Genomic DNA, 18,647 nt, shown 5'->3' on the forward strand with positions numbered 1-18,647 from the left:
CTATTTCAGGAGATGGTCTTCTATATCTCTCCCGATCTTGCTAACTTCACTCTTCAGGACTGTGTGACCCGTCCCACAATGAGGGGAGATCGATGATCCGGCATACCCTGACCACCGTCGTCGCCGCATGCTCGGTGCTACTGCTCGTAGGCGCATGCGGGGCCCCCGACTCCGGCGGCACCTCGGACGAACCGGTCGGCGATCCGGTCTCCGGCGGCACGGCCACCATGATCCAGGTTCGCGAACCGGTGGCACTCGACCCGGCGGCATTGACCAACAACTGGGTCGGCCAGAGCCTGCTCGGAAACGCGCTCTACGGAACGCTGATGATCGACGATCCCGAAACGCTCGAGATCGAATACCGGATGGCGACCGGATTCTCCACCGCCGATGGTGGTAGTACGTTCACCCTCGAACTGCGCCCGGACCTGATGTTCACCGACGGAACTCCCCTCGATGCCGAAGCGGTGCAAGTTAATTGGTCGCGGATCGCCGACCCCGCCACCGGATCGAGTTCCCTTCCGCAGGCCTCCCAGATCGCCGCAACAGAGGTGATCGACGAGACCACATTGAAGGTCGTCATGGCCGACCCCAACCCGATGTTCGCCTACTCGATCACGAACAGCACCTTGAACTGGATCACCTCCCCCACCGCGCTGGAGAAGAGCAAGGACGCCTTCAACAACGCTCCGGTCGGCGCAGGACCGTTCACGCTCACGGAGTGGCGTCGCCAGGACCGCATGGGGCTCGAACGCAACCCCGGCTATTGGGACGCACCCCGGCCGTACCTCGACAGCATCACCCTCCTCAACGTCGCCGACGGCAGCCAGCGGGTCAACATGCTCTCGTCGGGAGGAGCCGACCTCGCCTCGGAAACCAGCTGGACGGCCCTCGCCCGAGCCGAAGATGCCGGACTCGGCACCGAGATCGCATCCGTCGGCGGTGGACAGTACTTCGCAATGAATACCCGCCGCGCCCCATTCGACGACCCTCGCGCGCGTCGCGCCGTCTCGATGGCATTGCAGCTCGACGACATCAACACGGCCGCATTCGAAGGCACCGGCATCGTCCCGGACACACTGTTCCCCGAGTCGTCGCCGTTCTACAACGACATTCCCTTGGCCGAGCACAACCCCGAAGAAGCCCAGCGCCTCTTCGACGAGCTCGCGGCAGAGGGCAAGCCCGTCGATTTCACCTTCCTTGCAACATCTCTACCGGAGACCAAGGCAACCGCCGAAGTCTCCCAAGCGCAACTGGCCGCATACGACAACGTGAACATGGACGTCGAGGTCGTCGATTTCACCGCGTTCATTCCGCGCAACATCGCCCGCGACTACGACATGATGATCTCGTCGGCGAATGTCCAGGAACCTGACTCCACCTTGTGGAACGCTTTCCACTCACAGTCGAGAGGCAATGTCACCGGCATCTCCGATCCCGAACTCGACGCGGCCCTCGACGCAGGCCGTGTGGGCACGACACCCGAAGAACGGGCCGCTGCCTACGAGATCGTGCAGGAGCGTCTCGCCGAGGTCGCCCCGGCCATCTGGTACATCCGGGCAGCTCCGGCCGTCATCACCGGCAACGATATCCACGGCATCCGCCTGTACTCGCTCGGATCCCCACTTCCCGGGGAAATGTGGGTCACGGGATAGCGATCCGCCACCAGCTCCATTTGCCTGAAGGTAGGTTCCTCCATGTTCGGATGGGTTGTTCGGCACAGGAATTCGGTCACCTCGCTCGTCGCCGTCTGTGCGGCGGCGCTACTCCTGACAGCGTGCGGTGCGCCGTCCGATTCCGCCGCGCCTGCGGGGTCCGACGGCGAACCGGCGCCGGGCGGTGTCGCACGTGTCATCCAGGTCCGCGAACCGCTGTCGCTCGACCCAGCGACACTCGCCAACAACTGGGTCGGCCAAGGCTTGTTGGGCAATGCCCTGTACGGGACGCTCATGATCGATGATCCTCAGACACTCGAGCTCGAGTATCGGATGGCCGAGGATTTCTCCACGTCCGACGGCGGTGCCACGTTCCTCCTTGCGCTGCGACCCGATCTCGTCTTCACCGACGGAACACCGCTCGACGCCGAAGCGGTGAAGTTCAACTGGGATCGCATCCTCGATCCGGCGCTCGGCTCCGGTTCGCTGACGTTGGCGTCGCAGATCGCGTCGACCGAGGTTGTGGACGACACAACGTTGAAGGTCACCCTGGTTGCACCCAATCCGAAGTTCGGGAATTCGATCACGTCGAGCGGACTCAACTGGATAGCGTCCCCCACCGCACTGGACAAGGGGACCGACGCCTTCAACGCGGATCCCGTCGGGGCAGGCCCGTTCATATTGACCGAGTGGTCGCGCCAGGACCGGATGAAGCTCGACCGCAACCCCGACTACTGGGATGCACCACGCCCGTACCTCGATTCACTCGAGCTCCGCGCCGTCAGCGACGCAAACCAGCGCGTCAACATGATGGTCAGCGGCGGCGCCGATCTGGCGTCCGAATCCAGCTGGGCGGCACTGGCAAAGGCCGATCAGGCGGGCCTGGTCACCGACGCCGTACCGGTCGGCGGCGGACAGTACCTGGTCATGAACACCCGGCGTGCCCCGTTCGACGACCCCCGAGCCCGGGAGGCGGTGAGCGCGGCGGTGAATCTCGACGACATCAACACCGCCGTGTTCGAGGGGCACGGCGAGGTCCCCGACACACTGTTCCCGGACTCCTCACCGTTCCATGCGGACATCCCCCTCCGGCAGGATGATCCCGAGCGGGCACAGCAACTCTTCGACGAACTGGCTGCGGAGGGAAAACCCGTCGAATTCACCTTCACCGCAACCTCGCTCGTCGAGATCAGATCCGTCGCCGAGAGTCTTCAGGCACAGCTCGCCGCCTACGACAACGTCGACGTCCAGGTGGAGGTGCTCGACATCGCCGGGTACATGCCGCGTACCGCGGCCCGCGACTTCGACATGATCATCTGGGCCGCGGACAGCCCCGAACCCGACACCACTCTGTGGAACGCCTTCCATTCCACGTCGTCGGGAAATCACACCGGCATCTCCGACCCCGAATTGGACGCCGCCCTCGACGCCGGTCGCACGGGCACCTCGGGCGAGGAACGGGTCGCCGCGTATCGCACGGTGCAGGAACGGCTGGCCGAACTCGAACCGGGAATCTGGTACATCCGGTCGGCACCGTCGGTGATCAGCAGCCAGAACCTCCACGGTGTACAGATGTACGCACTCGGATCGACACTGCCCGATGGAATGTGGCTCACCCCGTAGTTTTCGGAGCCATCGAGGCACAGCTGCGATCAGACGTTCCCGAGGCGCATGTGGATAGGCCACGCCACCTCCCGCGTGACCGCGGGGTCGCCCCACAGGAGCGTCATGTCCGCTGCGAATGACTTCAGCACCTCGGACTTTCCTGCCTCCGCGGCATTTCGGACCGCCGACCACGTCGAGATATAGCCCAGCATTCCATTCAGGTCCCACTGTCTACGGATCAACATGGGTGGGGCCGATTGCTCGTCGAACGGAAAGTCGATGTCCGCGTATCCACTGTCGACCAGCTGCCGTTCCTTCGTCCAGTACGGGCCGATCTCGTCACGATAGAAACGATCGAACCGGTCGACGAGCTCGGCATCGAGTTGCATCACCCCGTAGCTGACCAGCGCAAGAACAGCATCGTCGACCGCGACACGCCGCACCTCGCTGTAGAACGCCGAGCGATCGAACCAGTGCGCCGCCTGCGCCGCGGTGATCAGCCCGGCGCTACGGTCCCGCACGGGAAGAACCTCAGCGGGCGCCTGCACGTACCGGACCCGATCATGAGCCCGGGCATTCACGATCTGATCGACGCTGGGATCGATCCCGATCACCGCCTCGAAATGAGGTGCGAGCTGCACCGTCAGCTGGCCGCTTCCACACCCGACATCGACCGCGAGTTCGGTCGTCGGAGCAAGGGAAGCGAGGAACTCCGCGAGCTCTGCCGGGTATTCGGGACGAAACTGCGCGTAGGCCTGACCACCATGATCGAACCAATTCTTTCCCACCATCACGCTGCGAAAGATACATCCATGGTCATCCACAAATCGGCATAACGCCGTGTGCATATCGTTGACCTGGGAATTTCCGGGCGCTAACGTGCCTGAAAGCTGTTACTGCCGGTACGAGGGAATTCAAGTGAAATCACGTCTCATGAGCGCTGTCGTCATTGCGGCAGCCACCGCCACGACGATCGCGCTCGCGCCACCGGCCACGGCCGATCCGTCGGGTGGAGCCGATGCCGTCGCATGGCAGGACGCCGTCGACGCACCCGACGACTATCCGAGCACCGCAGTCGAGTGGGACGTTCCGATCACCCTCAGCGACGGAACCATTCTCCGCGCCAACGTGTTCCGACCCGCGAATACGGACGGAACACCGATCGACGAGAAGACACCGGTGGTCCTCAACCTCACGCCGTACACGAAACTCCTGTCGACGCTCGCCTCCGTCGCAATGGAGGATCCCACCCTCCAACCGCTCATCGAAGATCTCGGGACGATCCTGAATCTCGACGTCCCGTTCGACGGCATCACCGAGCTCGCCGCCCCCGCAGCACAGCTCGGACGCGTCTTCGGGCTCAACCGCGACCTCGTGCAGAACGGCTACACCCAGGTGATCGTCGACGTCCGCGGTACGGGCTTCTCCCAGGGTCAGTGGGACGTACTCGGACCTCGCGAACAACAGGACACCGTCGAGGTCATCGACTGGGTCGCGGCGCAGCCGTGGTCCAACGGCCGCATCGGCACTACCGGCGTGTCGTATTCGGCAATCAATCAGATCCAGGCCGCCGGACACCGGCCCGCCGAACTCGACGCGGTGTTCGCCGTCGAACCCGGCAACGACCTGCTCCGCGACATCGTCGGCACCGGCGGTGCGATCGGCGTCGGATTCATGCCGGCGTGGCTCGGCCTCGTCAACGGACTCAAATGGGTACCCGACGTCGAAGCGCTGTTGCAGGGCAGATTCGATGCGCAATGGCTCCGCGACCGCATGGCCGATCCGTTCACCAAGATCCCCGAACTCGTCGAAGCGCTCACCGCACCGACGATCGAGGGCGTCTCCCCCGATGCCCTCGAAGTCGCGCAGGACGGCTCGTTCTACCAGGAACGACAAGCCGATCTCGACGCTGTCGACGTACCCACCTTCGTGTTCGGCAACTGGCACGACATCTTCGCCAACAGCGAGCCCGATATCTACAACTCGATTCCGGTGGCGCCCGGCGACAAGCAGCTCGTGATGGGCGACGGATACCACGCCGTGCTCGGCGAAGACTTCGGCACACCCGGACACCCGCCGACGATGGCAGCATTGCAGCGCGCCTGGTTCGACCATTGGCTCGCGGACATCGACAACGGCATCACCGACTACGGGCCGGTGACCCTGCTGCAGCAAGGAGGCGGCTGGACCACCACCGACCAGTTCCCGCGCGCCGGTGTCGAATACGAGCGGATGTATCTGTCGATGCCCCAGAGCGGCACCGCAGCACACGCAGTCCACGACGGAAGCCTGCAACCCACCCCGCCCGACGCGCCTGCACGGCTCACCGTCGCACCAGGCCTGCGCGGGGTGTGTTCGAGAGAAGCCGCGCAGGGCACCGCGGGCCTTGCAGTTGTCCTCGGATCGAACTGCACGAAGGACGCACGGTTCAACGAAGCGGAGGGCCTGACGTTCACATCCCAGCCGATGGTCGAGCCGACAGCTCTGTCCGGGCCGATCAATCTGCACCTGAATACCGTCCTCGACAATCCGGACGGATTCTGGTCGGTGTCGATCAATGATGTTGCGCCCGATGGTCGCTCCACCGTGCTGTCCTCCGGGTCGCTGGTGGCGTCACTGCGGGCGATCGACGATTCGAAGAGCACGTTCACCGAGGCGGGCGACTACGCGCAGGCCCACCCGTTCCTGACGCTCGACACGCGCCAACCGGTCGTGCCCGGGCAGCCCACCCAGCTCGACATCAGCATGCTGCCCACCGACGCAATCCTGCAGCCGGGTCACCGCATCCGGATCGACGTGTACGCGTCGAGCATTCCGCGGTCGCTCCCGCTCGGTCCGATGCTCCACGACAGCAAGCTCGCACCACAGCATGTCGAACTCGATCCATCCACACCGAGTTTCGTGACGCTGCCTGTCGTGGGTTAGCAGCAGCGTGCGCCCGGGTTCGCATCGCTCGAGGCATGCCGCTCACGCCAGTACTCACGCTCTGTCAGGACGGGGCGATCCGGGTGCGTTCGCCGCTGTAATGCGGCATACCGCGCGTAGTCGTGGTCGCCCATCAACGCACCGACCCACCACCACGCTCGACGCACCGCGGTGATCACGACTTTTCCTCGTCGCGTTGATGCGCATGCTCGGGGTGAGCGCGCGCCGCACCCGGTGCACGCACCTTGCCTGCCGCAATGAGTTCGTCCCACTGCTTCTGCAGTTCACGCTCGGCCGGTGTGGGCACGAATCCGGCCGGAGCGAAGATCTTCGACGGCACATCCGGAGACTCGGTGGTGGGCATGCCGCCCTGTCGTATCGACCGGATACACACCACCACACCGGCGATCGCCACGATGAGCACGAGTACCGCGAACACGATCGACAGTGTGCCCTGGATGAACGTGTTGCGGATGACCGCGTCGATCGCCGCCGGCGAAGCCGCGGAGCCGAAACTGGTTTCGCCTGCGTTCTTCGCGTCGACGAAGGCATTGTGCTGAGCCCAGTAACCGACGGCACGGTCGCTGGAGAAGATCTTCTGCCACGACCCCGTCATCGTCACGATGAGATCCCACACCAACGGGACGCCGGGTATCCACGCCCACTTCAGCAGACCCTTCTTGACCACGATGGTGAGGACGATCGTCAGTGCGATCGCGGCGAGCAACTGATTGGCGATACCGAACAGCGGGAACAGGGTGTTGATGCCGCCGAGCGGATCGGTGACGCCCATGAGCAGGATCGCACCCCACAGCGCGCAGACCACGAACGAGCAGAACCACGCACCGGGACGCCACGACGGATCCTTGAAACGCTTGGCGGCACCGCCGAAGTTGCCGAGGGAATCCGAGAGCATGAAGCGCGCGACACGGGTACCGGCGTCGACGGTCGTGAGGATGAACAACGCCTCGAACATGATCGCGAAGTGATACCAGAATGATTTGAGACTGTCGCCGCCGAACAGGTCGGACAGCACATTCGACATACCGAACGCGAGAGTGGGCGCACCGCCGGTGCGGGAGATGATCGAGTCCTCCCCTACGGCGGCCGCAGCACCGGCTATCTGCTCGGGAGTGATATCCGGCGAGGACAGCCCGAGTCCGTTCACATAAGCGGCTGCGGTTTCGGGAGTGCCGCCGGTGAGTGCTTCCGGGGCATTGAGCGCGAAATACAGGTGCTGATCGATGATGCACGCGGTGACGAGCGCCATGATCGCCACGAACGATTCGGTGAGCATCCCGCCATATCCGATGAGGCGGGTCTGCTTCTCCTTCTCCAACATCTTCGGGGTCGTGCCGGACGAGATCAGCGCGTGGAACCCCGACAACGCCCCGCAGGCGATGGTGATGAACAGGAAGGGGAACAGCGACCCGGCAAAGGCGGGTCCGTCGCCGTCGATCGCGAACGACGTGACGTCGGGCATCTGGATCTCGGGCCGAGCAATGAGAATACCTATCGCGAGCAACGCGATGGTGCCGACTTTCATGAACGTGGAGAGGTAGTCGCGCGGGGCCAGCAGGAGCCAGACGGGCAACACCGACGCGGCGAATCCGTAGGCGATCATCAACCACGAGATCGTCACCTTCGACAGGGTGAACCACTCGACACCCCACTCGGTTTCGGCGACCCAGCCACCGGCGACGATCGCCAGGATCAGCAGCACGACTCCGATCGCCGAGACTTCGGAGACCTTGCCTGGCCGCAGGAAACGCAGATACACGCCCATGAACAGCGCAATCGGGATGGTCATCGCGATGGAGAACATTCCCCATGGGCTCTCGGCGAGCGCGTTGACCACCACGAGTGCGAGCACCGCAATGATGATGATCATGATGACGAAGACGGCGATCAGGGCGGCGGTGCCGCCGATGGGGCCGAGTTCGTCACGTCCCATCTGCCCGAGACTGCGTCCGCGACGACGCGACGAAATCCACAGCACCAGAAAGTCCTGGACAGCACCGGCGAAGACGACGCCGACGATGATCCAGATCGTTCCCGGAAGATAGCCCATCTGGGCGGCAAGCACCGGTCCGACGAGCGGTCCGGCGCCGGCGATCGCGGCGAAGTGATGACCGAACAGCACGCGCCTGTCGGTCGGCATGTAGTCCTTGCCGTTCTCCAGGACCTCGGCGGGTGTCGCGCGGTCGTCGCGCGGCTGCACGATCTTGCGTTCGATGAACTTGGCGTAGAACCGGTATGCGACCAGGTACGTGCACACCGCCGCGATGACGAACCACACCGCGTTGATGTTCTCGCCGCGGACCACCGCGATCATCGACCAGGCGAAGCCGCCGACGATCGCCAGGATCACGAAGACGATGCGCGCCGTGGCGGACATCGGAGTCCGGTCGACGACGCCGACCGGCGGCAGATCCGGTTCTGTACGCAGGTATTCGATATTCGCGTCGGTCTGCGGCGTCGGGTCGACGGCCATCTCGGCTCCTCACCAGAGCCGACGCGGAGCTTCGACCGATGCGCCGCGACAGCCCTCGACAGCGTGCACAGTTCTGGCCAGCGTCACGCTACCCGCGGACCGGAGAGCACGAACCGAAATCAGTGATTCAGCCGCGTGCCGCGATCCTCGCCTGCACTTCGGGACGACGCAGTGGTGGCACCGTCGGTGGTGGTTGCCGCCGCTCGGGGAGAAGGTCGAGCAGCCGGGTGGTGGTCGCGGTGACCTCCGCGACGGCCTGCTCGAACGGCTCCCGGGTGGCATCGGACAGTTTGTGGATTCCGCTGACCTTGCGGACGTATTGCCGAGCAGCCGCCTCGATTTCTTCGGCGGTCGCTACCGGCTCGAGACCGCGCAGCTCTGTGATGTTCCGGCACATGCCTTCGAGGTTAGACCTCGTCGCTGGACACGCACAGGAATCGCGCGCGCCCGTCGCCTTCGCGCAACTGCGAGGTGCAGCGGCGGGAAGCGACGGGCGGGCGGGAAGTATCGAGCAGGTGTCGTCAGACGCGTTCGATGATGGTGACGTTGGCGGTGCCGCCACCCTCGCAGATGGTGAGCAAGCCGTAGCGTCCACCGGTGCGCTCGAGCTCGTTGAGCAGGGTCGCCATGAGCTTGGTGCCGGTCGCGCCGAGCGGGTGGCCGAGCGCGATAGCGCCGCCGTTGACGTTGACCTTGGCCGGGTCGGCGCCGATCTCCTTGATCCATGCGAGCACGACGGGTGCGAACGCCTCGTTGATCTCGATCAGGTCGATGTCGTCGATCGTCAGGCCGGTCTTCTCGAGTGCATGCTGGGTGGCCGGGATCGGTGCGCTCAGCATGAAGATCGGGTCGTCGCCGCGGGCACTCATGTGGTGAATCCGCGCGCGCGGCTTCAGACCGTGCTTCTTCACTGCCTCGTCGGACGCGAGCAGCAGCGCGCTGGCGCCATCGGAGATCTGGCTGGCGACGGCCGCGGTGAGTCGTCCACCCTCGACGAGCACGTTGAGCGAGGCCATCTTCTCGAGGCTGGTCTCGCGCGGGCCCTCATCGGTGGTGAACTCACCGACCGGGACGATTTCCTTCTCGAAGCGCCCCTCGGCGATGGCCGCCTTGGCGCGCTCGTGGCTCTGCAGAGCCCACTGCTCGAGGTCCTCGCGGGTGATGTCCCACTTGTCGGCGATCATCTCGGCGCCCTTGAACTGGGACACCTCCTCGTTGCCGTACCGCTCGGCCCAGCCCTTCGACTCGGCGGTCGGCGTGGTGAAGCCGTACTGCTGACCGACGATCATCGCGGCGGAGATCGGGATCTGGCTCATGTTCTGCACGCCGCCGGCGATGATGAGGTCGGCCGTGCCGGACAGGATCGCCTGCGCCCCGAACTGGATGGCCTGCTGGCTCGAGCCGCACTGACGGTCCACGGTGACACCGGGCACGTGCTGCGGCAGGCCCGCGGCCAGCCACGACATGCGTGCGATGTTGCCGGCCTGGCCGCCGATCGCGTCGACGCAGCCGAAGATGACGTCGTCGACGTCCGACGGGTCGATGCCGGTGCGCTCGACGACGGCCTTGATGACGTGCGAGCCGAGGTCGATCGGGTGAACGGGAGCCAGGCTGCCGTTCTTCTTACCGATCGGAGTGCGGATCGCATCGACGATGTACGCCTCGGACATTGTTGCTCCTTATGCGGGGTTCGGGTTCGACAGTCCATCGAGAACGATGGAAAGGTACTGCTGCGCAACTTGTTCGACACTGAGCGCTCCGCCCGGCCGATACCAGCGCACCGCGACCCACACCGTGTCGCGGAGAAAACGGAAGACGACGTCGACGTCCACGTCGGGCCGGAATGCTCCCTCGGAGATGCCGCGTTCGAGTACCCCCGACCACAGTGTGCGGAACTCGGTGTTGAGTTCGGCGATGTAGGAGAACTTGTCGCCGTCGAGGTGCTTGGCCTCGTCCTGGTAGATCGCAACGGCCGCGTGCGATCGGTCGATCGATTCGTAGGACGTGGTGACGAGCGCTTCGAGGGTCGCGCGCGGGTCGAGGCCGGCTGCCACGATCTTGCGGTACCGATCGAACAGTTCGTCGAGGAACGCTCGCAGGATCTCGTCGACCATCGACTCCTTCGAGTCGAAGTGATGGTAGAGGCTGCCCGAGAGGATCCCCGCGGCGTCGGCGATGTCGCGGACCGTGGTGGCGCGGACACCGCGTGACGCGAAGAGGTCGGCCGCGATGTGGAGCAGTTCGGCGCGGCGGCCGGTCTTCGCTGAGTCGTCGCGAGGTGGGGTCATGGAGAGAAAAGCCTTTCGAACTATTAGGCCCGCTGCGAGGAGATCGACACGATCTCGCCGGTCAGGTAGGTGGTGTAGTCGCTCGCCAGCATCGCAATAGTCGCTGCGATCTCCCACACTTCCGCGGCACGACCGTACGCCTCGCCGGAGGCCAGCTTGTCGAGCAGTTCCTCGCTGGTGACCTTCGCGAGGAACGCGTGGCGCGCGATGGACGGTGCGACGGCGTTGATGCGCACGCCGTATTCGGCCGCCTCGATCGCCGAGCATCGGGTGAGGGCCATGACGCCGGCCTTCGCGGCAGCGTAGTGCGCCTGCGAATGCTGGGCCCGCCAGCCGAGGACCGAGGCGTTGTTGACGAGGACGCCGCCGTGCCCGGCCTCCTTGAAGTAGCGCAGTGCGGCACGGGTGGCGCGGAAGGTGCTGGTGAGGGTGACGTCGAGGACGCGATCCCACTGCTCGTCGGTCATGTCGACCACGGGGGTTTCACCGCCGAGACCGGCGTTGTTGATGAGCGTGTCGATGCGGCCGAGCTGTTCGGCGGCTCCGGTGATGAGCGCGTCGACCTGCGCGGTCGACGACACGTCGCACACGATGGAGTGCACCTGCTGCTCCGGGAACTCGGCAGCAAGCTTGTCTGCGGCCTCGCCGAGGCGACGCTCGTGGAAGTCGGAGACCAGCACGTCGGCGCCTTCGAGCAGGGCACGCCGGGCCGATGAGAAGCCGATGCCCGTTCCGGCGGCCGCGGTGACGACGACCTTCTTGCCGGCGAGCAGTCCGTGTCCCGGGGTTTCGACCGGAGGGACCGACAGGGGTGAAGTGGTCTGGGGCGTGGTGGTCACGGACGAGCCTCTCGGGGAAGGCCGAGCACCCGCTCGGCGATGACGTTGCGCTGGATCTCGTTGGATCCGCCGTAGATGGTGTCGGCGCGGGTGAACAGGAACAGCCGCTGCCATTCGGCGAGCTCGAGATGTTCCGGGTCGGTGATGTTCGACGGGGTGCCCGCGTGATCGTGGTCGGGGCCGATGAGCGATGCGGCGCCCTGGACCTCCATGGCGAGGGCGCCGAGGTCGCGGTGCCAGTTGGCCCACAAGAGCTTGGCGACCGAGGCCTGTCCGGGATCGGCGTCGCCGAGGGTGCGGAGGGCGTGGGCGCGCATCACGCGCAGCCCGACGCGGGCACGGGCGATCTTCTCGCGGATGTTGGGGTCGTCGAGCGATCCACTGGCCCGCGCGAGGTCGACGACACCGTCGAGTTCTCGTTCGAAGCCGATCTGCTGGCCGAGGGTGGAGACGCCGCGTTCGAAGGTCAGCAGACCCATCGCGACCTTCCAGCCGTCACCTGGTTCGCCGACGACGAGGTCGGCGTCGGTCACCGCGTCGTCGAAGAAGACCTCGTTGAATTCGGAGGTTCCGGTGAGCTGCTGGATCGGCCGGACGGTGACGCCGGGCTGATCGAGCGGGACGAGCAGGAAGCTCAGGCCCTGGTGACGTGTCGAGCCCGGTTCGGTGCGCGCGATCACGAACGCCCACTGCGCGACGTGGGCGAGGGACGTCCACACCTTCTGGCCGTTGATGATCCACTTGCCGTCTTCGAGCCGCGCGGTGGTCGAGACGTTGGCGAGGTCGGATCCGGCGCCCGGTTCGGAATAGCCCTGGGCCCACAGTTCGGTGACGTTGCGGATCCCGGGGAGGAATCGCGCCTTCTGCTCCTCGGTTCCGAACGCTATGAGGGTGGGGCCGAGCAGTTCTTCACCGAGGTGGTTCACGCGGGCGGGCGCGTCGGCCTTCGCGTACTCGGTGTGGAAGGTGACTCGCTCCTCCATGGTGGCGCCGCGTCCGCCGTATTCGGTGGGCCAGCCGATGCAGGTCCATCCGGCCTCGGCGAGGTGACGATCCCACGCGAGCCGCTGTTCGAAGAACTCGTGCTCGCTGCCGGGACCGCCCTTGCCCCTGAGCGCGGCGAACTCGCCGGTCAGGTTCTCCTCGAGCCACGCCCGCACGGTCGCCGCGTACTCGGTATTTTCCAGGCTCTCGCTCTCTTGCACGTCTGTACGATAACCTACCAAGCAATTGCTAGGTAGGGAGCTCAGTGAAGACACATCCGAGGACCACGCCGGCCGCCCTCGCCGACGCCGCCGGCACCCGGCCGGACCGGCTCGCGATCGTCGACGGCGACACCCGACTGACCTTCGCACAACTGCACACCCGCGTGCGGGACTTCGCGGCCGCGCTCGTCGCCCGCGACATCGAACCCGGTGCGCGCGTCGCGATCTGGTCACCCAACACGTACCACTGGGAAATCGCAGCTCTCGGTGTGCACTGGGCAGGCGGCGTCGTCGTTCCCATCAACACCCGCTACACCGGCAGCGAAGCGGCCGAGATCATCGAACGAGTGAATGCCGCAGCGCTCGTCGTCGCAGGCGAGTTCCTCGGCACCGACCGCTACGCGCAGTTTCGCGAGGCCGCACCGGATCTCGCCGTGCCCACGGTCGTGCGGGTCCCGGTGGGCGGGATCGACGCTCCCGCCGACGGCGTCCTCGACTGGGACGACTTCCTCGCCGCCGCCACCGACACCTCCCGCACCGAGGCAGACACCCGCGCCTCAGCTGTCGGGCCGGATGACATCTCCGACATCCTGTTCACCTCCGGCACCACCGGCAAGAGCAAGGGCGTGCTCAGCGCGCACCGGCAATGCATCGGGGTCGCGCAGGCATGGGCAGAGTGCGCGGAACTGACGGTCGACGACAACTATCTGATCATCAACCCGTTCTTCCACAGCTTCGGCTACAAGGCCGGGTTCGTTGCCGCCCTGCTCGCAGGCTCGACGGTGGTCCCGCTCGCTGTGTTCGACGTCGAGAAGGTCATGGCGATGGTCTCCGAGGAGAGCATCAGCGTCCTGCCTGGCGCGCCGACCATCTACCAGGGCATCCTCGACCACCCCCGCCGCGGCAACTTCGACCTGAGCAACCTGCGGATCGCCGTCACCGGCGCCGCGCCCGTTCCGGTCTCGCTCGTCGAACGCATGCAGACCGAGCTGAACTTCGACGCGGTGCTCACCGCGTACGGGCAGACCGAGGCCGTGGTCGCGACGATGTGCCGCACCGACGACGACCCCGTCACCGTGTCTACCTCGTCCGGACGCGCGACCGCCGACTTCGAGGTGCGCATCGGCGACAAGGACGAGATTCTGCTGCGCGGCCCCAATGTGATGCTCGGCTACCTCGACGACCCCGAGGCCACCGCGAAGACGATCGACTCCGACGGCTGGCTCCACACCGGCGACGTCGGCACCCTCGACGAGCGCGGCTACCTCGACATCACCGACCGGCTCAAGGACATGTACATCAGCGGCGGATTCAACGTCTACCCGGCCGAGATCGAAGCGACACTGCTGACCATGCCCGGCATCCACGAAGTCGCGGTGATCGGTATCCCCGACGAGCGCATGGGCGAGGTCGGCCAGGCGTTCGTGGTCCCGCTGGACGGAAGTTCGCCGACCGAAGACGACGTGATCGCGTATTCCAAAGAGAAGCTGGCCAATTTCAAACGGCCGAGGTCGGTGCGATTCGTCGACCACCTACCCCGCAACCCATCCGGCAAGGTCCTGAAGAACGTTCTGCGTGAGGAGAAGTCATGACCGTCCCATTCGAGCCCGATGTCGTCACCTACGAGGTGCGTGACGGCGTTGCCATCGTCACTCTGAACCGGCCGGACTACCGGAACGCGCAGAACTCGGTGATGACCTACGCTCTCGACGCCGCTTTCGAGAAGGCAGTCCAGGACGACGAGGTGAAGGTGATCGTGCTCGCCGGCAACGGCAAGCACTTCTCCGCAGGCCACGACCTCGGCACCCCCGGCCGCGACCACCACGTGCACTACGACAACAAGGCCGTCATGTGGTGGGACCACGTCGACAAGCCGGGCGGCGACCAGCGCTACGCCCGCGAGATGGAGGTCTACCTCGGGATGTGCCGCCGCTGGCGGGAGATCCCCAAGCCGACCATCGCGATGGTCCAGGGCGCCTGCATCGCCGGTGGCCTCATGCTCGCGTGGGTCTGCGACCTCATCGTCGCCTCCGACGACGCGTTCTTCTCCGATCCCGTGGTACGCATGGGCATTCCGGGTGTCGAGTACTTCGCCCACCCGTGGATCCTGGGCACCCGGTTCGCGAAGGAGATCCTCTACACCGGCGACCGGTTCACCGCGCAGCGTGCGTACGAGGTGGGCATGGTCAGCCGCGTCGTCACGCGTGACGACCTCGAGACCGAGACGCTCGCACTGGCCGGGCGCATCGCCGAGATGCCGCGATTCGGTCTGGCCCTGACCAAGCGCGCCGTCAACCAGTGCGAGGACCAGATGGGTATGCGAAACGGCATGGACTCGGTCTTCGGCCTGCATCACTTCGCGCACTCCTACAACGCCGAGGTCGGCACCGATTCGCTCGGCGGCATGGATGCCAAATCGATGGCGGCAAGCGCACGTCCGGCCGAGGGGAGCAAGTAGTGGATCTCGAACTGGACGCCGCTACCCTCGCCTTCCGCGACGAAGTGCGGGCGTTCCTCGCGGAGAACGTCCCGAAGACCCCCCTGAAGTCGATGGATACCGCCGAGGGCTTCGAAGAGCACCGGCAGTGGGAAGCACTCCTCGCCGATGCGCGCTTGTCCGTCGTCTCGTGGCCCGAATCGCTCGGTGGCCGCGACGCGACGCTCGAACAGTGGGTCGTGTTCGAGGAAGAGTACTACCGCTCGGGCGCACCCGGTCGTGTGAGCCAGAACGGCATCTTCCTGCTCGCCCCCACTCTGTTCGAGCACGCGAAACCCGAACAGCTCGAACGCATCATGCCGCGCATGGCACGCGCCGACGACATCTGGGCGCAGGCCTGGTCGGAACCCGAATCGGGCAGCGACCTCGCGTCACTGCGCTCGACCGCCACAAAGGTCGACGGCGGCTGGCTGCTCAACGGGCAGAAGACGTGGAGCTCGCGGGCGTCGTTCGCCGACATGGGCTTCGGTCTGTTCCGGTCCGACCCGGAAGCCCAGCGCCACAAGGGCATCACGTACTTCATGTTCGATCTGCGTTCCGAGGGCGTCACCGTCCGTCCGATCGACCAGCTCGACGGCGAACCCGGCTTCGCGGAGATCTTCCTCGAGAACGTGTTCGTCCCCGACGACCCGTCGAAGCCCGGCGAGTCCGGCGTGATCGGTGAGGTCAACGCGGGGTGGCGCGTTGCGATGAGCACAGCGTCGAACGAGCGCGGCCTGTCGCTGCGTGCGCCCGGACGGTTCCTCGCCACCACCGACCGGCTACTGGCGCAGTACTCGAAGTCGCCGCTCCACGGCGACGCGGCGCTCCGGAACAAGGTCGCCGACGCGTGGATCGGTGCCCGCGCCTACGAGCTGTCGACGTGGGGCACGGTCACCCGGCTCACCAACGGCGGACAACTCGGCGCCGAATCGTCGATCAACAAGGTCTTCTGGTCGGAGTGGGACATCGCAACCCACGAGACCGCCCTCGACCTGCAGGGCGCGCACGCAGAGATCGTCGACAACTGGACCGACGGCTACCTGTTCTCACTGTCGGGCCCGATCTACGCCGGCACCAACGAAATCCAGAAGAACGTCATTGCTGAGCGGCTGCTCGGCCTCCCGAAGGGTGACCGATGAGATTCGCACTCGATGAGTCCCACGAGGACTTCGCGTCGAGCATCGACGCGCTCCTCACCAAGTCCGACATGCCCGCCGTCATCCGCGCGTGGAACACCGGCGACACCGCGCCCGGCCTGAAGGTGTGGCAGCGGCTCGCCGAGACCGGCGTCAACGGGCTGCTCATCACCGAAGAACATGACGGTCTCGGCGCCGACGCGGTCGATCTCGTCGTCGCGCTCGAGCAGCTCGGCAGGCATGCCGTTCCGGGACCGGTCGTCGAAACCGTCGCGGTCGCACCGGCTCTGCTCGCAGCAGTCGCCCCAGAGCGTCTCGCGGCACTGGCAGCGGGGTCGCTTGCGACGGTCGCCGCGGCGCCGCACACGCCGTTCGCGGTCGACGCCGATTCCGTCGATCTCGTCCTGCACGTCGACGGAGACGCCGTCTCCACGGCCACCGCGGGTGAGCAGCACGCGTCGGTGGATCTCGCGCGTCGCCTGTTCGAGGTGTCGCCCGGTCAGGCCCTGGGGTCCACCTCGTTCGACGCAGCCTTCGACCTGGGCGCACTCGCGACCGCCGCGCAGCTGCAGGGCCTCGGCCGGACATTGCTCGACACGTCCGTCGAGTATGTGCAGCAGCGCAAGCAGTTCGGCCGCGTCATCGGTTCGTTCCAGGCGATCAAGCATCACCTCGCCGACGTCGCTGTGGCGCTCGAGATGGCGCGCCCGCTACTGCACGGCGCGGCGCTCGCGGTGCGGGACGGTCTACCCACCGCGTCGCGCGACGTGTCGGCCGCCAAGGTCGCGTGCGGCGACGCCGCCTACCTCGCGGCACGCACGGCACTGCAGGTGCACGGCGCGATCGGATACACCCAGGAATACGATCTGTCGCTGTGGATCACCAAGACACGCGCACTCGTCACCGCGTGGGGCACACCTGATTTCCATCGCTCACGCGTCGTCGCAGCTCTCGAGAGCGGAGTGGCGTCGTGACGTTCGAAACCGAGGACCGTGCGGCACTGCGGGAGTCGGTGCGCAACCTGCTCGCGAAGCATTCCGACTCCGCGGCGGTCCGCAAAGCGATCGACACCCCTGACGGCTACGACCCGGATCTGTGGTCGCGGCTCGTCGAGCAGGTGGGGGTCGCGGCGCTCGCGATTCCCGAGGAGTACGACGGTGTGGGCGCGTCGTGGGCCGAAACCCACGTCGTGCTCGAAGAACTCGGTCGCACACTGACTCCGTCCCCGTTCCTCGGCTCGGCCGTGCTCGCCGCGCAGGCGGTGTTGTTGTCCGGCGACACCGACGCCGCAGCGCGGCTGCTGCCGAGCATCGCGGCCGGCGAGGTCGTTGCAGTGTGCTGGGCGTCGGAAGCGGGATGGCATCGGCCCGGCGTGGTCGCCGACGGCGACGTGCTCACCGGCACCGCCCACTACGTCCTCGGCGGCGACATCGCCACAACCCTGCTCGTGATCGCCGCCGACGGTGACACGACAGCGCTGTTCGAGGTGGATCCGACGGCCGACGGGGTAGTCCGTCGCAGGGTTCCGACGATGGACCCCACCCGCACGCTGGCGGAGGTGTCGTTCTCTGCTGTGTCCGCGCGCCGGTTGTCGTCGACCGACGATCTGGTGGAGCGACTGCGGACGGCGGCGGTGATCGCGGTCTCGGCCGAGCAGGTGGGTGCCGCGCAGGCAACACTGGATCTGACGGTCGAATACACGAAGAACCGCAAGCAGTTCGGGCGCGTCATCGGCTCGTTCCAGGCACTCAAACACCGCATGGCCGACATGTACGCGCTCGTGGAGACCGCGCGATCCATGTCGTACGCGGCGGCGCTGTCGCAGGATCCGCAGGATGCCTACGCGGCGAAGATCTACTGCTCCGAAGCGTTCGAGCAGGTCGCGTCCGAGGCGGTGCAGCTGCACGGCGGCATCGCGATCACGTGGGAACACGACACACAGTTGTTCTTCAAGCGCGCACACGGAACCGCGCAGCTGTTCGGGCAACCGCGCGAGTATCTGCTCGCCGTCTGTGCCTGAC

16 protein-coding genes are annotated in these 18,647 nt (G+C 65.9%); 8 read left to right on the plus strand and 8 right to left on the minus strand.

What is annotated here, in order from left to right; genetic code table 11:
• The first annotated feature begins 92 nt into the window (after positions 1–92).
• Together ACFWCF_RS11705 and ACFWCF_RS11710 are read left to right on the plus strand one after the other, a co-directional pair.
• On the plus strand, positions 93–1,655 hold the full coding sequence (locus ACFWCF_RS11705; protein WP_378561164.1) for an ABC transporter substrate-binding protein: 1,563 nt from the start codon (positions 93–95) through the stop codon (positions 1,653–1,655).
• A gap of 42 nt (positions 1,656–1,697) precedes the next feature.
• Positions 1,698–3,278: an ABC transporter substrate-binding protein gene (locus ACFWCF_RS11710; RefSeq protein ID WP_378561167.1), complete on the plus strand. Its 1,581-nt coding sequence runs from the start codon at positions 1,698–1,700 to the stop codon at positions 3,276–3,278.
• 29 nt (positions 3,279–3,307) lie between these two features.
• Here the strand turns inward: ACFWCF_RS11710 and ACFWCF_RS11715 are convergent, their stop codons facing one another.
• A complete protein-coding gene (locus ACFWCF_RS11715; RefSeq protein ID WP_378489012.1) occupies positions 3,308–4,051 on the minus strand; it encodes a class I SAM-dependent methyltransferase in 744 nt (247 codons plus the stop codon).
• A 142-nt stretch (positions 4,052–4,193) separates the two neighbouring features.
• On the opposite strand from ACFWCF_RS11715, the gene ACFWCF_RS11720 reads away from it, so the two are divergent.
• Complete coding sequence (locus ACFWCF_RS11720; RefSeq protein ID WP_378489121.1) at positions 4,194–6,185, plus strand: CocE/NonD family hydrolase; 1,992 nt, start codon at positions 4,194–4,196, stop codon at positions 6,183–6,185.
• Here the strand turns inward: ACFWCF_RS11720 and ACFWCF_RS11725 are convergent.
• The 7 genes from ACFWCF_RS11725 to ACFWCF_RS11755 form a co-directional block, all read right to left on the minus strand.
• Complete coding sequence (locus ACFWCF_RS11725) at positions 6,182–6,364, minus strand: YbdD/YjiX family protein (RefSeq protein ID WP_378489013.1); 183 nt, start codon at positions 6,362–6,364, stop codon at positions 6,182–6,184. The genes ACFWCF_RS11720 and ACFWCF_RS11725 overlap by 4 nt on opposite strands.
• Positions 6,361–8,679: a carbon starvation CstA family protein gene (locus ACFWCF_RS11730; RefSeq protein WP_378561170.1), complete on the minus strand. Its 2,319-nt coding sequence runs from the start codon at positions 8,677–8,679 to the stop codon at positions 6,361–6,363. Before ACFWCF_RS11730 ends, ACFWCF_RS11725 begins: the two co-directional genes overlap by 4 nt.
• A 127-nt stretch (positions 8,680–8,806) precedes the next feature.
• Entirely contained in the window at positions 8,807–9,076 is a 270-nt protein-coding gene (locus ACFWCF_RS11735; RefSeq protein ID WP_054718315.1) for a DUF2277 domain-containing protein, read from the minus strand.
• 124 nt (positions 9,077–9,200) lie between these two features.
• Positions 9,201–10,349, minus strand: coding sequence for an acetyl-CoA C-acetyltransferase (locus tag ACFWCF_RS11740; RefSeq protein ID WP_378489015.1), 1,149 nt, complete (start codon positions 10,347–10,349; stop codon positions 9,201–9,203).
• A 9-nt stretch (positions 10,350–10,358) separates the two neighbouring features.
• Complete coding sequence (locus tag ACFWCF_RS11745; protein WP_378489016.1) at positions 10,359–10,967, minus strand: TetR/AcrR family transcriptional regulator; 609 nt, start codon at positions 10,965–10,967, stop codon at positions 10,359–10,361.
• Between the two features lie 23 nt (positions 10,968–10,990).
• Positions 10,991–11,806, minus strand: a complete 816-nt coding sequence (locus ACFWCF_RS11750; RefSeq protein ID WP_378489017.1) for an SDR family oxidoreductase — start codon at positions 11,804–11,806, stop codon at positions 10,991–10,993.
• Positions 11,803–13,011 (minus strand): acyl-CoA dehydrogenase family protein, encoded by a 1,209-nt coding sequence (locus ACFWCF_RS11755; RefSeq protein ID WP_378489018.1) that lies wholly within the window; start codon positions 13,009–13,011, stop codon positions 11,803–11,805. The genes ACFWCF_RS11750 and ACFWCF_RS11755 overlap by 4 nt, the downstream gene beginning before the upstream one ends.
• Positions 13,012–13,055: 44 nt before the next feature.
• On the opposite strand from ACFWCF_RS11755, the gene ACFWCF_RS11760 reads away from it, so the two are divergent.
• From ACFWCF_RS11760 to ACFWCF_RS11780, 5 genes are read left to right on the plus strand one after another with little or no spacing between them, the layout of a single operon-like run.
• Positions 13,056–14,603, plus strand: coding sequence for a FadD3 family acyl-CoA ligase (locus ACFWCF_RS11760; protein ID WP_378561174.1), 1,548 nt, complete (start codon positions 13,056–13,058; stop codon positions 14,601–14,603).
• Complete coding sequence (locus ACFWCF_RS11765) at positions 14,600–15,469, plus strand: enoyl-CoA hydratase (RefSeq protein ID WP_378489020.1); 870 nt, start codon at positions 14,600–14,602, stop codon at positions 15,467–15,469. Before ACFWCF_RS11760 ends, ACFWCF_RS11765 begins: the two co-directional genes overlap by 4 nt.
• Complete coding sequence (locus ACFWCF_RS11770) at positions 15,469–16,629, plus strand: acyl-CoA dehydrogenase family protein (protein WP_378489021.1); 1,161 nt, start codon at positions 15,469–15,471, stop codon at positions 16,627–16,629. The genes ACFWCF_RS11765 and ACFWCF_RS11770 overlap by 1 nt, the downstream gene beginning before the upstream one ends.
• Positions 16,626–17,600, plus strand: a complete 975-nt coding sequence (locus ACFWCF_RS11775) for an acyl-CoA dehydrogenase family protein (protein WP_378561177.1) — start codon at positions 16,626–16,628, stop codon at positions 17,598–17,600. The genes ACFWCF_RS11770 and ACFWCF_RS11775 overlap by 4 nt, the downstream gene beginning before the upstream one ends.
• Complete coding sequence (locus tag ACFWCF_RS11780) at positions 17,597–18,646, plus strand: acyl-CoA dehydrogenase family protein (RefSeq protein WP_378561180.1); 1,050 nt, start codon at positions 17,597–17,599, stop codon at positions 18,644–18,646. Before ACFWCF_RS11775 ends, ACFWCF_RS11780 begins: the two co-directional genes overlap by 4 nt.
• Position 18,647 lies beyond the last annotated feature (1 nt).

Source organism: Rhodococcus sp. NPDC060090 (assembly GCF_042729855.1).
GTDB lineage: Bacteria > Actinomycetota > Actinomycetes > Mycobacteriales > Mycobacteriaceae > Rhodococcus.

What these genes read in the sequence shown, in the direction of transcription:
- ACFWCF_RS11720 (WP_378489121.1), top strand. Translation starts at nt 4,194, where the DNA reads ATGAGCGCTGTCGTCATTGCGGCAGCCACCGCCACGACGATCGCGCTC.
- ACFWCF_RS11740 (WP_378489015.1), bottom strand. Translation starts at nt 10,349, where the DNA reads ATGTCCGAGGCGTACATCGTCGATGCGATCCGCACTCCGATCGGTAAG.
- ACFWCF_RS11735 (WP_054718315.1), bottom strand. Translation starts at nt 9,076, where the DNA reads ATGTGCCGGAACATCACAGAGCTGCGCGGTCTCGAGCCGGTAGCGACC.
- ACFWCF_RS11715 (WP_378489012.1), bottom strand. Translation starts at nt 4,051, where the DNA reads ATGGTGGGAAAGAATTGGTTCGATCATGGTGGTCAGGCCTACGCGCAG.
- ACFWCF_RS11775 (WP_378561177.1), top strand. Translation starts at nt 16,626, where the DNA reads ATGAGATTCGCACTCGATGAGTCCCACGAGGACTTCGCGTCGAGCATC.
- ACFWCF_RS11765 (WP_378489020.1), top strand. Translation starts at nt 14,600, where the DNA reads ATGACCGTCCCATTCGAGCCCGATGTCGTCACCTACGAGGTGCGTGAC.
- ACFWCF_RS11710 (WP_378561167.1), top strand. Translation starts at nt 1,698, where the DNA reads ATGTTCGGATGGGTTGTTCGGCACAGGAATTCGGTCACCTCGCTCGTC.
- ACFWCF_RS11730 (WP_378561170.1), bottom strand. Translation starts at nt 8,679, where the DNA reads ATGGCCGTCGACCCGACGCCGCAGACCGACGCGAATATCGAATACCTG.
- ACFWCF_RS11705 (WP_378561164.1), top strand. Translation starts at nt 93, where the DNA reads ATGATCCGGCATACCCTGACCACCGTCGTCGCCGCATGCTCGGTGCTA.
- ACFWCF_RS11745 (WP_378489016.1), bottom strand. Translation starts at nt 10,967, where the DNA reads ATGACCCCACCTCGCGACGACTCAGCGAAGACCGGCCGCCGCGCCGAA.